At 36.6% G+C, this 15,221-nt stretch carries 13 protein-coding genes; 5 read left to right on the top strand and 8 right to left on the bottom strand.

Features of this window, described 5'->3' with window-relative positions; translation table 11 throughout:
- Positions 1 to 3 precede the first annotated feature (3 nt).
- The 4 genes from GV828_RS06210 to GV828_RS06225 are packed head-to-tail and all read right to left on the bottom strand — an operon-like array spanning position 4 to position 6,386.
- Positions 4 to 528: a DUF3341 domain-containing protein gene (locus tag GV828_RS06210; protein WP_166536620.1), complete on the bottom strand. Its 525-nt coding sequence runs from the start codon at positions 526 to 528 to the stop codon at positions 4 to 6.
- Entirely contained in the window at positions 521 to 1,927 is a 1,407-nt protein-coding gene (nrfD, locus tag GV828_RS06215; RefSeq protein WP_166536621.1) for an NrfD/PsrC family molybdoenzyme membrane anchor subunit, read from the bottom strand. Before nrfD ends, GV828_RS06210 begins: the two co-directional genes overlap by 8 nt.
- Positions 1,928 to 1,960: 33 nt before the next feature.
- Positions 1,961 to 5,020, bottom strand: a complete 3,060-nt coding sequence (locus GV828_RS06220; RefSeq protein ID WP_166536622.1) for a TAT-variant-translocated molybdopterin oxidoreductase — start codon at positions 5,018 to 5,020, stop codon at positions 1,961 to 1,963.
- 31 nt (positions 5,021 to 5,051) lie between these two features.
- Positions 5,052 to 6,386, bottom strand: a complete 1,335-nt coding sequence (locus tag GV828_RS06225; RefSeq protein WP_166536623.1) for a c-type cytochrome — start codon at positions 6,384 to 6,386, stop codon at positions 5,052 to 5,054.
- 218 nt (positions 6,387 to 6,604) lie between these two features.
- Between GV828_RS06225 and GV828_RS06230 the strand changes: the two genes are divergently transcribed.
- Positions 6,605 to 6,991 carry an SPOR domain-containing protein gene (locus GV828_RS06230; RefSeq protein WP_166536624.1) on the top strand — a complete coding sequence of 129 codons (387 nt, stop codon included), beginning with the start codon at positions 6,605 to 6,607 and terminating at the stop codon, positions 6,989 to 6,991.
- A gap of 318 nt (positions 6,992 to 7,309) precedes the next feature.
- Here the strand turns inward: GV828_RS06230 and tsf are convergent, their stop codons facing one another.
- The 4 genes from tsf to rplM form a co-directional block, all read right to left on the bottom strand.
- Positions 7,310 to 8,134, bottom strand: a complete 825-nt coding sequence (gene tsf, locus GV828_RS06235; RefSeq protein ID WP_166536625.1) for a translation elongation factor Ts — start codon at positions 8,132 to 8,134, stop codon at positions 7,310 to 7,312.
- A 129-nt stretch (positions 8,135 to 8,263) separates the two neighbouring features.
- A complete protein-coding gene (gene rpsB, locus GV828_RS06240) occupies positions 8,264 to 9,040 on the bottom strand; it encodes a 30S ribosomal protein S2 (RefSeq protein ID WP_166536626.1) in 777 nt (258 codons plus the stop codon).
- A gap of 195 nt (positions 9,041 to 9,235) precedes the next feature.
- Positions 9,236 to 9,622 (bottom strand): 30S ribosomal protein S9, encoded by a 387-nt coding sequence (gene rpsI / locus GV828_RS06245; protein WP_166536627.1) that lies wholly within the window; start codon positions 9,620 to 9,622, stop codon positions 9,236 to 9,238.
- On the bottom strand, positions 9,622 to 10,077 hold the full coding sequence (gene rplM, locus GV828_RS06250; protein WP_166536628.1) for a 50S ribosomal protein L13: 456 nt from the start codon (positions 10,075 to 10,077) through the stop codon (positions 9,622 to 9,624). The genes rpsI and rplM overlap by 1 nt, the downstream gene beginning before the upstream one ends.
- 314 nt (positions 10,078 to 10,391) lie before the next feature.
- Here rplM and recR point away from each other — a divergent pair, with 314 nt between their 5' ends.
- Genes recR through GV828_RS06270 form a run of 4 tightly spaced genes read left to right on the top strand, consistent with a single transcriptional unit; the run spans position 10,392 to position 15,187 of the window.
- On the top strand, positions 10,392 to 11,012 hold the full coding sequence (gene recR, locus GV828_RS06255; protein ID WP_166536629.1) for a recombination mediator RecR: 621 nt from the start codon (positions 10,392 to 10,394) through the stop codon (positions 11,010 to 11,012).
- 55 nt (positions 11,013 to 11,067) lie between these two features.
- Entirely contained in the window at positions 11,068 to 11,859 is a 792-nt protein-coding gene (locus GV828_RS06260; protein ID WP_166536630.1) for a polysaccharide biosynthesis/export family protein, read from the top strand.
- A 14-nt stretch (positions 11,860 to 11,873) separates the two neighbouring features.
- Complete coding sequence (locus tag GV828_RS06265; protein ID WP_166536631.1) at positions 11,874 to 14,318, top strand: polysaccharide biosynthesis tyrosine autokinase; 2,445 nt, start codon at positions 11,874 to 11,876, stop codon at positions 14,316 to 14,318.
- Positions 14,303 to 15,187 carry an ABC transporter permease gene (locus tag GV828_RS06270; protein ID WP_208103148.1) on the top strand — a complete coding sequence of 295 codons (885 nt, stop codon included), beginning with the start codon at positions 14,303 to 14,305 and terminating at the stop codon, positions 15,185 to 15,187. The genes GV828_RS06265 and GV828_RS06270 overlap by 16 nt, the downstream gene beginning before the upstream one ends.
- Positions 15,188 to 15,221: the final 34 nt, after the last annotated feature.

Genomic DNA, 15,221 nt, shown 5'->3' on the forward strand with positions numbered 1-15,221 from the left:
TTATTAATGCTTTTCTATTACTTTAACTTCTACTGCTCCGGTATTTTGAAAAAACGAAACCATTTCATTTTCATCTCCGTGAACGGAAACTTCCATCAAGAAATGATCATCTGTAGTTCTTACATCCGGGTTTTCAGCTTGTTTGAATGGCCATAATCTACTTCTCATGTAAAAAGTGATAACCATTAAGTGAGCTGCAAAAAATACGGTCATCTCAAACATTACAGGTACAAAAGCCGGCATATTTTGGATGTAGCTAAAACTTGGTTTTCCTCCGATGTCTTGTGGCCAATCCGAAATCATGATATAGTTCATCATTGTAGTTGCAACTGATAAACCTACTAATCCATATAGAAAAGCACAAATTGCTAATCGCGTAGGTGCAATACCCATAGCTTTATCTAAACCGTGAACCGGGAATGGTGTAAAAACGTCTTCGATATGATGATGAGCTGCACGTGTTTTTTTAACGGCATCCATAAGCACGTCATCGTCATTATAAATTGCGTGTATAACTTTATTACTCATGGTGTGAATGTGAATGGTTGTTTTCTCTTTCTCGTTTGTAATTTTCTCCTGAAGATTTCAAAATTGTTTTAACCTCTGCTTGTGCAATCACAGGGAAAGATCTTGCATAAAGAAGGAATAACACGAAGAAGAATCCTATTGTTCCGATGTAAATACCAATATCAACAAAAGTAGGAGAGAACATTGTCCAAGATGATGGAAGGTAATCTCTGTGAAGTGAGGTTACGATAATTACAAATCGCTCAAACCACATTCCGATGTTTACCACAATCGAGATTACGAACGAGAACATAATACTTGTTCTTAATTTTTTGAACCACATAAATTGTGGAGAGAATACATTACAGGTCATCATTGCCCAATATGCCCAAGCATAAGGTCCTGTTGCTCTGTTTAAGAAAGCATATTGCTCATATTCTACTCCAGAATACCATGCTACGAAAAGTTCTGTGATATACGCAACCCCTACGATTGATCCTGTAATCATGATCACAATGTTCATCAATTCGATATGCTGAATCGTAATGTATGCTTCTAAGTTTGAAACCTTTCTCATGATAATCAAAAGCGTATTTACCATAGCAAATCCTGAGAAAACTGCTCCAGCAACGAAGTAAGGAGGGAAGATGGTCGTATGCCATCCTGGAATAACTGAAGTTGCGAAGTCAAAGGATACAATCGTGTGAACCGAAAGTACAAGTGGTGTTGCCAAACCTGCCAAAACCAATGATACTTCTTCAAAACGTTGCCAGTCTTTTGCTCTTCCACTCCAACCGAAACTTAAAATGGAATAAACTCTTTTAGTAAACGGGGTTACAGCTCTATCACGTAACATTGCAAAATCGGGTAATAAACCAGTCCACCAGAATACTAATGATACGGATAAATACGTAGAAATTGCAAATACGTCCCAAAGTAATGGTGAGTTAAAGTTTACCCAAAGAGAACCAAATTGATTCGGGATAGGTAAAACCCAGTATCCTAACCATGGACGACCCATGTGAATAATCGGGAATAAACCTGCCTGAACTACCGAGAAAATAGTCATCGCTTCAGCTGAACGGTTAATTGCCATTCTCCATTTTTGACGGAATAATAACAATACGGCTGAAATTAACGTTCCGGCGTGACCGATACCAACCCACCAAACGAAGTTCGTGATATCCCAAGCCCAACCAACAGTTTTATTTAGTCCCCAAGTTCCGATACCGGTAGAGACAGTGTAAATGATACAACCTAATCCCCAAAGAAAAGCAACTAGTGAGATTGAAAAGACAATCCACCATTGTTTGTTGGCTCTTCCTTCAACAGGAGCAGCAACATCTACTGTTACATCGTGATAAGTTTTATCACCTATAACTAAAGGTTTTCTAATGGGTGCTTCGTAGTGAGACGACATAATCCTTTATATTGTTTCTTATTAATTAATTATTTAGGTATTTCTAACTTTTACGTGGTAGAATACATTCGGTTTTGTGCCAACATGCTCTAACAAATGGTACATTCTTGGATCTTGTTCCAATTTTGCAATTTCACTTGATTTGTCGTTAACGTCTCCAAAAATCATGGATCCAGAAGTACAAGCTGCTGAACAAGCTGTTTGGAATTCACCATCTTTAACAGCTCTGCCATCGCGTTTTGCATCAAGAATTGTTTTTTGTGTCATTTGAATACACATTGAACATTTCTCCATCACCCCACGTGAACGAACTACAACGTCCGGATTTAATACCATTCGGCCTAAATCATCATTCATGTGGAAATCAAATTCTTCGTTTTTGTTGTATAAGAACCAGTTGAAACGACGTACTTTATAAGGACAGTTGTTTGCGCAATATCTTGTTCCAACACAACGGTTATAAGCCATATGGTTTTGTCCCTGACGGCCGTGTGAAGTTGCCGCAACCGGGCAAACTGTTTCACATGGAGCATGGTTACAGTGCTGACACATTACTGGTTGGAAAGCTACTTGTGGATTGTCTGACGGATCTTCCATTTCTCCAAATCCACCCAAAGAACCTTTGTCTCCAAATAATCCTTCAAATCCTTCTTTTTTCTCGTTGTCTTTTTCAAAAGTTTCTTCAGAAGAATAATACCTGTCAATACGTAACCAATGCATATCACGGCTTCTTCTTACTTCTGCTTTTCCAACAACTGGAACGTTATTTTCTGCGTGACAAGCAATAACGCAAGCGCCACAACCTGTACATGAATTTAAGTCAATTGATAATTTAAAATGATGACCGGCACTTCTGTCAAAAGATTCCCAAAGATCTACAGTGTTTGCTTTTACAGGATTGTGGTCTAATGAAACCATTGGTGCTACATTCCATACAGAAGCATCTTCTTTGTTGAAAGTGTCTAAAGTAGTTTCTTTAATAATATCGCCACGACCCATTAAAGTTTTTTGCAATTGTACACAAGCAAATTCGTGTTCGCCACCTGTTTTGGTAATTTTTGCAGTTTGGTTTGCATTAGCATTAACATACAAAGTATAAGCGTTAACCCCAACTTGCATTTCTTCTTTTAAAGATTCTTTTCGGCCGTAACCTAAAGCAACCCCAATCGTTCCAACCGCTTGACCTGGTTGGATAATTACCGGAACGTTTTCTAGTTTTGTACCGGCAACTTCAATATTAACATAGCTACCATTTAAACCTCCGTTAGCTACATTATAATTTTCAAGATTTAATCTTTCAGCGTCTGCTTTGGAAACGGTAACGTAGTTGTCCCACGAAACACGGGTAATTGGATCAGGAAACTCTTGCAACCATGGATTGTTGGCTTGCTGTCCGTCTCCCATGCCAGTTTTGGTATAAAGTACTAATTCAAAATCTCCTTGTTTTTTGGCTTGCGCCAAAGTTGAAGCAGCTCCTGCAAAATCAGCACTTCCGCTGCCAGAACTAGTTACAGGTGTTGATGAAACACCATCGTGCACTAATTTATTCCAAGTAATTCCCGAAACTTGCGAAGTTCCGAATGCTTTTAAGTAATCGTAATATGAGGTTGGATTTTCATTCCAAACTAACAATGCATCCTGAAATTGACGGCTGTCAAACAATGGTCTGATAGTTGGTTGCATGATGCTGTAATTTCCTTTAGAAATTGTAACATCTCCCCAAGATTCTAAATAGTGTTGAGCAGGCAAAGCAATAGTTGTTTGCGAAGCCGTTTCATCTTCTCTTAAAGAAAAAGCAACAGAAGTTTTTACTTTTTTAAGTCCTTCAGTAAAATCTTTTGATGCGGCTAGAGTGTAAACCGGATTCACGCCACTCATTATAAGAGTGTGTACATTGCCCGCTTTCATGTCTTGCAATAATTGTGCAACTGCTTTAGCATCACCTTTACGGGTCAATCTTGCACCAGCAGGATTAAATGCTTCCGATTGTAAGGCATTGTTAATGGCAAAAACCAATAACTGTGCATTGATATCATCTAAACCACTTACTAAAACCCCTTTTGATCCAGCAGATTTTAATTGTTGAGCGGCTTTCATCACTTCTTCTTCACGAGCTACTTTTTGAGTGCCCACAGAATTTCCGGTGACGGCATTGTATATTTTTACTAAAGCTTGTTTTTGATCTGTAATAGTTAAAGGGATACGTTTGTCTGCATTGGCTCCAGACATTGACATATTCGCTTCAATTTGGATGTGTTTCGACATTTTTCCATTACGAGGCACACGACCTTTTGCGTAACCAGAATCGAAACCGCCACCTTGCCAATCTCCTAAAAAATCTGCTCCAACTGATACAATCACTTCAGATTTTGAAAAATCGTAATCGGCTAAAGCTCTTTCTCCATAAGCCATTTGGAAAGCATCTAACGCATTGGTTTCTGAAACCGCATCATAAATAATATGTTTGGCTGTTGGGTTTTTGGCAATAAATTCTGCAATTAACTTATCAGTTGATGGGCTTGCCATAGTACCTGTTAATAGCACAACTTGTTTGCTGGATGCTTTTGCTTCTGCAAGGCTAGCTTTTACTTGAGTGTCAACATCCGTCCAAGAAGCAGCTTTTTTAGCAATTTTAGGGGCTTTTAATCTACCGCTATCATATAAAGAAAGTACTGAAGCATGAACTCTTGCATTGGCAGCAACTTTAGCGCCTTCAGTGGTGTTATTTTCAACTTTAATCGGACGACCTTCTCTGGTTTTGATTAGGATATTTGCAAAATCAAATCCATCTGCGATTGTAGTTGCATAATAATCTGCTACTCCCGGAATAATTTCTTCCGGTTGTACTACGTACGGAATTGATTTAATAACTGGACCTTCGCAAGCAGCTAATGATGCAGCAGCAGTACTGAATCCTACATATTTCAAGAAATCACGTCGTGATGTTGATGATGCTGATAATGCTTCTTTATCTCCTAAAAACTGTTCTACAGGAATTGGTTCCGCGAATTCGTTGTTTCTGAGCGTCTCAACAATAGAACTATTATCTTTTAGTTCTTCAACACTTTGCCAGTATTTTTTGTTTGATGACATGTATATAAATATTTGCTTCTTTAATAATTGATTAATAGTGACACTTACCGCATTCTAAACCACCCATTTCAGCAGCTGTAAGTTTAGACTTGCCATATTTTTTAGCAAGTTCTGCGTGAATTTTTTCATAGTAAGCGTTACCCTCCATCTTAACATCAGTTTTGCGGTGACAATCAATACACCATCCCATTGTTAATGGAGAAAATTGTTCCATGAACTCGTAAGTTTCTACTGGACCGTGACATGTTTGACATTCAACTCCTGCTACTGAAACGTGTTGAGAGTGGTTGAAGTAAACAAAGTCTGGAAGATTGTGAATCCTAACCCATTTAACTGGTTGGGTTTTTCCGGTGTATTTTTGAGCTGCTTTGTCCCAACCTACAGCATCGTACAATTTTTGGATTTCTCCATCGTAGAATGCTTTGCTGTGTTCTGGTGTCGCGGTAGATTCTGCTACTTCCGAAATGTTTTTATGACAATTCATACAAACGTTTAACGACGGAATTCCTGCATTTTTACTAACACGAGCCGAAGAGTGGCAATATTTACAGTCGATAGCGTTATCACCAGCGTGAATTTTATGCGAATAATGAATGGGTTGAATGGGTTGGTAACCTTGGTCAACACCTACTTGCATCAAATATCCGTAAATAAAGTATCCTGAAGCCAACATAAGTAAAATGGCTGTTACCAATACTAAAAATTGATTTTTAGCAAAAGCAATCCAGATTGGAGTAGTTGGTTCTTTTTTAACTGGTTCGATTCCGTTAGCACGAGCAATTTTTCCAAGAACATTGTTTACCAAAAACAACATTACTACTAGCATTGCCATTACAACCACAAGAGCTCCTAAAATTATATTGTTAGAAAGACCGTCTTGCGATGTCCCACCAGTAGTTGCACCACCTATTTCGGGTTTTGGAGCTTCGGCTTTTGGTTCAGCAGTATAAGCTAAAATGTTGTCAATATCTGCATCAGACAGTTGCGGGAAAGCAGTCATCACAGATTTATTATACTCTTCGAAAATTTTTACAGCTTCTGCATCTCCAGATTTAATCAAAGCCTGACTGTCTTTGATCCATTTGTGTAACCAATCACGGTCACGACGTTCTGTAACTCCGCGTAAAGCAGGTCCTGTCATTTTTGCGTCAAGCTTATGGCATGCAGCACAATTGGCATTAAATAATGCTTTTCCTGCAGCAGCATCACCGGCAGCACCTTCGGCTGGAGCTGCAGCTTGTGCGGCTTCAGGAGCTGGTGTTGCAGCAGCTTCTTGAGCAATAGATGAAACGGAAAATGTTAGCAAAAAAGCTAAACTTAATAAGAGAATCTTCGAAATCGAATTATGGTGACCCACCTTTTTCATATTTTATAATGATTATCGACTAATTTGGTACGGTTTTTTTTGTATTCAATACAGTTAAAACATAATACCCCTTTTAAAACTTCGCACAAAAATACGACTTAGAAACTATTCTCAAAACCCTAAAGAAGTCTTAATATTCAATTTATATCAATTCTAAATAATATTTTTAAATTGTGTATAATTAATATGTAGTACCTTTGTTTAAAACTAACTTCATTATGAGAATTTTAAAGCCAAAAAAACTTTATTTTTTTATCGGAACTTGTCTTTTATTGATGGGTTCAGTTTTTGCTCAAGAGCAAAACATTAAGGTTATCCAGAATCCAAAATTTGAGCAAATGCTTACCGAAAAGCGAAAAATCAATGCTTCGTTGACGGTAAATGAGCGTTATAAAATTCAGGTTTTTAGTGGTGATAGCGAGACAGCCAAAAAAACTTTGAATGAAGTAAAAAAGGATTTAAAGATGGATGGTACGATTGTGTTTTACACGCCGGTTTATAAAGTGTGGATTGGGAATTTTAAAACCAAAATTGAAGCGGAACGCCATTTGCAAGAAATTAAACGAAAATATGCTGGGGCGTTGTTGATCAAGCCTGGTAAATAAGATAAGTCGTTTCAGTTTTGATTGAAACGGCTTTTTTTGTTTTGTCTGAAAGGTTTTGTGAAATTTAATTATTTTGGTAGAGATTTTCATTATTTTTTGTAGGCGAATTTTCAAAAAATGCCTGAAGTTTTCCAGTAGCCCCGATTGCAGCGGATATCCTTTATTGATTACCTTGGGTGAAACCCGAAGGTAATGGATAAAGATTGTAGCGGAAAGCGGGAATTACGATTAAAAAAATGCCTGTTGTGTTGCTCTAAAAAATCCAAAAAAAAAGCCCCGCAATAAATGCGAGGCGATTTAATATGAGTTGTTGGACGATTATCCAAGTGCTGCTCTTTTGAAGCCTGTTACGGTAAGATTAGCGTCAACAGATTTTACGTAGCCTGCTACGTTCATTTGTCCGTCTTTGATATAATCTTGGTTTACCAAAGTATTGTCTTTGTAGAAACGTTGGATTTTTCCTTTAGCGATATTGTCTAACATGGCTTCTGGTTTTCCTTCTTGACGCAATTGATCTTTAGCGATTTCGATTTCTTTTTCGATGATTGCGCTGTCAACACCTTCTTCGTTAAGTGCGATTGGGTTCATGGCAGCAGCTTGCATGGCTACATTTCTCGCAGCTTCTTCAGCACCGTTTACGTTAGCAGAAAGCGCTACTAAAGTGGCGATTTTGTTACCAGCGTGGATGTAAGATCCTACGAAAGCACCTTCTAATTTTTCGAAAGTACCGATTTCGATTTTTTCTCCGATTACACCAGTTTGCTCGATTAATTTTTCAGATACAGTGATTCCGTTAAAATCAGCTGCTAAAAATTCGTCTTTTGAGTTGTAGTTTAAAGCAAGGTTTGCTAGGTCTGTGGCTAATTTTACGAAGCCTTCGTTTTTACCTACGAAGTCAGTTTCGCAGTTTAATGTAATTACAACACCTTGTGTTTTATCTGCATTTACAACAGCAATTGCAGCACCTTCGGTAGATTCTCTGTCAGATCTGTTTGCTGCTACTTTTTGACCTTTTTTACGTAGGTTTTCGATAGCCAATTCAAAATCTCCGTCAGCTTCTACTAAAGCTTTTTTACAGTCCATCATTCCGGCACCTGTAAGTGTTCTTAATTTATTTACGTCTGCAGCAGTAATTGTTGCCATAATATTTTTTTTGTTTTTAATGTTAAAAGTAAAAATTCCAATCTTCAAATCCCAAATTCCAACGTTATCAGATGGTTAAAAATCTGATTTTGGAATTTGGAATTCAAAATTTGGAATTTAAAATTTGATTTATTCTTCGGTTGAAGTAGGAGCTGCTTCTGTTTGTGCTGCTTTTACTTCTTCTGCTGGTTGTTCAGTTTCTTTTTCAGAATTTGTGTTTCTGTCAGAAAGGCCTTCGGTTACAGCAGCTGTTACTAAAGAAAGGATTTTTTCGATTGATTTAGAAGCATCATCATTTGCTGGGATTACATAATCAACCTCACGTGGGTCTGAGTTTGTATCCACCATTGCAAAAACTGGAATGTTTAATTTTTGAGCTTCTTTAACCGCGATGTGTTCAGCTTTAATATCTACAATGAACAATGCCGCTGGAAGTCTTGACATATCAGCGATAGAACCTAAATTCTTTTCTAATTTTGCACGAAGACGATCAACTTGTAAACGTTCTTTTTTAGATAATGTGTTGAAAGTACCGTCTTTTTTCATTCTATCGATAGAAGCCATTTTTTTAACTGCTTTACGGATAGTAACGAAGTTAGTTAACATACCGCCAGGCCATCTTTCAGTGATGTAAGGCATGTTAGCTGCAGCTGCTTTTTCAGCCACGATATCTTTCGCTTGTTTTTTGGTAGCTACGAATAAAATTTTTCTACCTGATGCAGCGATTTTTTTCAAAGCTTCATTTGCTTCTTCGATTTTAGCTGCGGTTTTATATAGATTGATAATGTGAATTCCATTACGTTCCATATAAATGTAAGGAGCCATATTTGGATCCCATTTTCTGGTCATGTGTCCAAAGTGAACACCTGCTTCCAGTAAGTCTTTAACTTCTACTTTGTTTGCCATTTTAATAATAGTTTACGTTCTGTTGAATTAGCAATGTCCCTTTATGGATTTTAATGATTTAAAAATTTCAGTTGGTAATTTTTTAATTATTCAATCTTTTAATCTTTCAATCCTGGTTTCATTTAGATGCTAAACTACTTCCTGCCTCAGCAGGCTTGCAACAAAAACTTAGTTTTTATAAATAGTGAATAAATATTAACGTTTAGAGAATTGGAATCTTTTACGCGCTTTTTTCTGTCCGAATTTTTTACGCTCTACCATTCTTGGATCTCTTGTTAATAATCCTTCTGGTTTCAAGATAGCTCTGTTCTCGGTATTTACTTCACACATTACGCGTGCTAACGCCATACGAACTGCTTCTGCTTGTCCGGTTGTACCTCCACCATAAACATTTACTTTTACGTCAAAGTTTTCAGCGTTTTCAGTCATTGAAAGCGGTTGTAAAACTTTGTACTGCAATGTTGCGGTTGGGAAGTAAGTTGTAAATTCTTTTTTGTTTACCGTGATGTTTCCAGTTCCTTCTGTTACATAAACACGGGCTACTGCAGTTTTTCTTCTGCCGATTTTGTGAATTGTAGCCATTACTTTAGATCGTTTAAGTTAACGGTTTTAGGTTTTTGAGCTTCCATTTTGTGCTCAGAACCTACATTTACATTTAGGTTACGGAAAAGTTGAGCACCCAATTTGTTTTTTGGAAGCATTCCTTTTACCGCTTTTTCTACTAACGCTGCAGGATTTTTTGCCTGAAGTACTTTAGCAGAAAGGATTCTTTGTCCTCCTGGGTAACCTGTGTGGCGGATGTAAGTTTTGTCATCCAACTTGTTACCGGTAAGGTTGATTTTTTCTGCGTTGATAATAATTACATTATCTCCACAGTCCACGTGCGGGGTGTAGCTTGGTTTGTACTTACCTCTAAGGATCATAGCCACTTTAGAAGCAAGACGGCCCAAGTTGTGCCCTTCAGCATCTACAACAATCCACTCTTTTTGTACGGTGGCTTTGTTAGCTGAAATTGTCTTGTAGCTTAAATTGTTCACAATAATTTATTTTAATTAAACATTCCATCCCCAATAAAGGGGTTGCAAAAGTACAAATATTTTCTACAAATACAAACTACTGTAAAATATAATTTTAATTGCTGATTTTCAGTGGCTAAAAAACACATTTCAAAGATTAAAATCTTTCACATTAATCGTTTAATTGTCTTGATTATTAATCTAAAATCTAAAGCAATGAATTTTTTTTTAAAGTTTAAAGATATATTAGGGTATGTCTTTTTTTTGGAAAAATTTACTCTTGATTACACAACACGGCCATGCTTCAAGTATGAAATATTGATTAACTTTGCGTCATGGAATTTTCATCAAAATTATTAGAAAAAGCAGTAGCTGAAATTTCTCAACTCCCAGGAATCGGAAAACGTACTGCATTACGACTCGTATTGCATTTGCTTAAGCAGCCTAAAGACCAGACGCATTTTTTAGCCGAAGCATTACTGAATATGCGAGACGAAATAAAATTCTGTAAAAATTGCCACAGCATCTCTGACACTGAAGTCTGTGAAATATGTAATAATCCAAAACGTGATCATGAACTTGTTTGCGTAGTGGAAGACATAAGAGATGTGATGGCGATAGAAAATACTGCTACTTTTAGAGGAGTGTATCACGTTTTAGGAGGAAAAATTTCTCCTATTGATGGAGTTGGCCCGAGTCAGTTACATATCCACTCGTTAGTGGAGAAAGTGAGAACTGGGGGTATCCGCGAAATTATTTTTGCGTTAAGCGCGACCATGGAAGGTGATACCACCAACTTTTATATTTACAAGCAAATCAAAGACTTTTCTGTGTTAACTTCTACCATTGCCAGAGGAATTCCCATTGGCGATGAGCTGGAATATGCGGACGAGGCTACACTTGGGAGAAGCATCTTGCATCGAATTCCTTTTGAAAATTCGCTTAAAAATAATTAGAAAGGGTTAGCATTTTCTAAATGAAAAACTATATTTGTTTCGAAATTATTTAACAATGAGAAAAATATTTGTGTTGTGTTGTTTGGCTATTGGCGTTGTATTTACGTCATGCGTTCCGGCTCAAGACCTAATTTATTTGCAGAAAAAAAATGATGGAGCTACTGCTGCCGTAAATCCAGTAGCTTTAAAACCTTATCGTGTTCAAGTAAACGACGTTTTGAGTATTAAAATTAAAGCTTTAGACGCTGCTTTAGTGGAAATGTTTAACACGCAACCTGGAGGTGGGGGAAATCAGGGTCAAAGTACACAACAGCTATATTTTGATGGTTATACGGTAAACGATCATGGAAATATCCGAATTCCGGTATTAGGAGAAGTAAATGTACTGGGTTTTACGGTTGAGGAAATTCGGGCTAAAATTGAAAAACAATTATTAGATGAGTACTTCAATAAGGTTGCTAATATCTTTGTAAATGTAAAATTAGCTGGAGTTCGGTTTACCGTCAACGGTGAAATCAACAGTCCCGGAACTCAAACTTTATTTCAAGACAGGGTTACTGTACTTGAAGCGGTTGCCAATGCCGGAGATATTACAACCGTGGGAAATAGGAAAGAAGTAGTAATTGTAAGGCAATATCCTCAAGGGACAGAAATGCATTCTTTAGATTTGACAGATGCAGAAGTAATGAATTCTCCTTATTATTATGTGCAACCTAACGATTATATATACGTCAAACCATTAAAGCAAAAAACTTGGGGAACCGGAACAACTGGCTTGCAAACCCTTGGTTTGGTAATGACAATGATTTCTCTTGTTACCACCGTACTTTTGCTTATTAACAGATAATTTTTTTTGAAAAAATGTTAGACTCGAAAGATTTTGCCCTTTTTGACAATCAAAACCATTTTGATTTTAAGGGTTTTTTGATGAAAATTCTCAGCTATTGGAAATGGTTTTTGCTTAGTCTTGCCATTTGTCTTTTTGTAGCGTATCAAGTCAACACCAGAAAAGAAAAAATTTATGGGATGGAGAGCTTGATTACCGTTCGCGATGAAAGTAATCCTTTTTTTACCTCAAATACCAGTTTAGTTTTTAACTGGGGAGGAACTTCGGATAAAGTGCAAACTGTGATTACTACACTCAGATCCCGAAGCCATAATGAATTAGTAGTCGCAAAACTTCAATATTACATTCAATATCTACAAGAAGGAAAATATAATTATGTAGATGTTTACGGCAATACGCCATTCAAAGTAAATATAGATACTAAAGCGCCTCAACTAGCGGGAAAGCCAATTAAAATAAAATTTATAACTGAAACGGAATACGAAATTAGTATAGATTTTACCTCAGAATCAGCAGAAACGGTGGTTTATGCCACCGAGACATACAATCCTGTTAAGACGGCTTCGGGCGAATATAAAAAACGTTTCCGTGTAGGTTCACCAGTAAAATTACCCTTTTTAAATTGGACTTTGGAGCTTAATCCTGATGCTCACAATTATAAGGATAGCGAATATTTTATAAGATTCGATAATTTCAACGGAACGGTTAGTCACTATAAAGGAATTAGTGTTGAACCGGATGCTAAAGGCGGTTCAATTCTAAAATTGAGCCTTCAAGGAACTAACAAGGCCAAATTAGTGGACTACCTTAATACAACGGTTGATGTCTTGAGAAAAAATCAACTCGACAGTAAAAATCAATTTGCCATCAACACAATTGCATTTATTGACAGTACACTTGTATCAATGGAAAGTCAATTAAAAGGAGCTCAAGGTGAATTAAAAAGTTTTAGGAAAGGGAAAAACGTTTTTGAATTAGAAGGTAACGGTGAACAACTTTCAGAAAAACTCTCGACTTTGGATTTAGAACGCGATGGAATTAACCGGAAACTAGCTTATTATAACACATTACGAAATTATCTTAGCAACAGTAAAGATTATAGCAAACTTCCCGCTCCAGCAGTTGCCGGAATCGATGATCCAAACGTGGTAGGAAATGTCTCAAGATTAATTGCATTATCAGTTCAAAGATCGGAAAAAGCTTATGCGGTTAAAAACGAGAAATTTTTCCGTGATTTTGATAACGAAATGGAAGCCATCAAAAAAGTTTTGTTAGAAAATATCGCTGCCGCAAAATCGGTTATTCAAAATGATCTATCCTTAGTGAATAGCAAAATTTCAGCAGCAGAAAGCACCATAAGACGCCTTCCAGAAGAACAACAAGATTTGCTTAAAATTACCCGAGATTATGATTTGGCAGAAAAAATATTCAATACTTTTTTAGAAAAAAGAAATGAAGCCGACATCGTAAAAGCCGCAAACCTTTCAGATATCCATTTTATTGATCCGGCTAAAGATATTGGAAACGGCCCTATCGGGCCAAAAACTAGTGTCAATTATATAATGGCATTATTTTTAGGCTTGCTTTTTCCGTTATTGGTAACATTTATCATTGTATATCTAGATAACGGCGTAAATTCTCCTGAAGATTTAAATGCCCTTACTAAAATTCCACTGTTGGGAGTGGTAGGAAAAAAAACCACTTTATCAAATTTAACGGTTTACGAAAAGCCTAAATCTGCCCTTTCGGAAGCCTTTCGAGCCATTCGCTCATCATTACAATTTATGTATAAAAAGCACAACGTAGTAGGTGCAAAAACCTTGATGGTTACTTCTTCAATAAGTGGTGAAGGCAAAACGTTTTGCTCTATAAATATTGCAACAGTTTTTGCGCTAAGCGATAAAAAAACCGTTATCGTAGGCTTGGATTTAAGAAAGCCAAAAATCTTTGGCGACTTCAACCTCAACAATACTTTTGGCGTTGTTAATTATTTGATTGGACAAAAATCTCTCAACGAAATCATACAAAAATCTGGAATAGATAATTTAGATGTCATTACTTCAGGTCCAATTCCGCCAAACCCGGGAGAATTAATCTTAGGCGATTCAATAAAAGAAATGCTTGAAGAACTTCGCAATCAATACGATTATATTATTCTTGATACTCCTCCAGTAGGATTAGTGGCGGATGCACTCGAACTCGCGCAACACTGTGATGCAACACTTTACGTTGTAAGACAAAATAGAACTAAAAAAGGCATGCTAAATTTGGTCAACGACAAATATAAAAAAGGCGAGTTAACCAATATTAGTATTGTTTTTAACGGATTTGAAAATAAAAATCGTTATGGATACGGTTATGGATATGGCTACGGCTATGGAAGTTACAGCGATGGTTATCACGAAGACGAACCAAGAGGAACATTTACCAAGTTAAAATCAAAATGGAAGAAAAAATAAATCAAAGCCTCGAGAATAAAGATTGGCTGTATGAAATTAGTCCAAAAGGAAATCTTTTTGAGTTTAATTTTTCCGAAATTTGGCGTTACCGCGATTTGCTGCTTTTATTTGTAAAACGCGATATTGTTACCTATTACAAACAAACCATTTTAGGACCATTGTGGTTTCTAATTCAGCCCGTTTTAACCTCAGTGGTTCAATTTGTTATTTTTAATAAAATTGCCCAAATTGAATCGGATGGCGTAAACTATTTTCTATTTGCGTTAGCAGGAAATACACTTTGGCTCTACTTTGCGGATTGTTTTAAATCTACCTCCGACACTTTTAAATCTAACCAAAATATTTTCGGCAAAGTTTATTTTCCAAGAGTCATAATGCCCATGTCCGTCACGGTTTCTAACTTACTTAAATTTGGTATTCAGTTTTTGTTTTTCTTGATAGCATTAGGTTATTTTATTTTTCAAGACAGCACATTAAGACCAAATTGGACAGTTGTGTTCCTTCCAATATTGTTAATTTTAATGGCGTTAATTTCAATGGGTTTCGGAATGGTAATTTCATCCATGACTACCAAATATCGAGATTTGTCCTTTTTAGTAGGATTTGGAATTCAATTGTATATGTACCTCACACCAGTGGTTTATCCAACTTCGTTGGTGGTAGAAAAATTAAGACCCTATGGATACGAGAATTTTGTTTACTTGAACCCATTAACCAGTATTTTTGAGTTTTTCAAATATTCTTTTTTAGGTCAAGGAGAATTTAACACCTTTGGAATCATTTATTCAATAACATTTTCTGTATTTATTTTCTTGTTCGGATTAGTGATATTTAACAAAACCGAAAAGAATTTTATAGACACCGTATAAATTTACCAATGTTTTATGGTCAAATTTATCCAAC

Origin of the sequence: Flavobacterium ichthyis (genome assembly GCF_009915155.1) — a bacterium.
Lineage (GTDB): Bacteria > Bacteroidota > Bacteroidia > Flavobacteriales > Flavobacteriaceae > Flavobacterium > Flavobacterium ichthyis.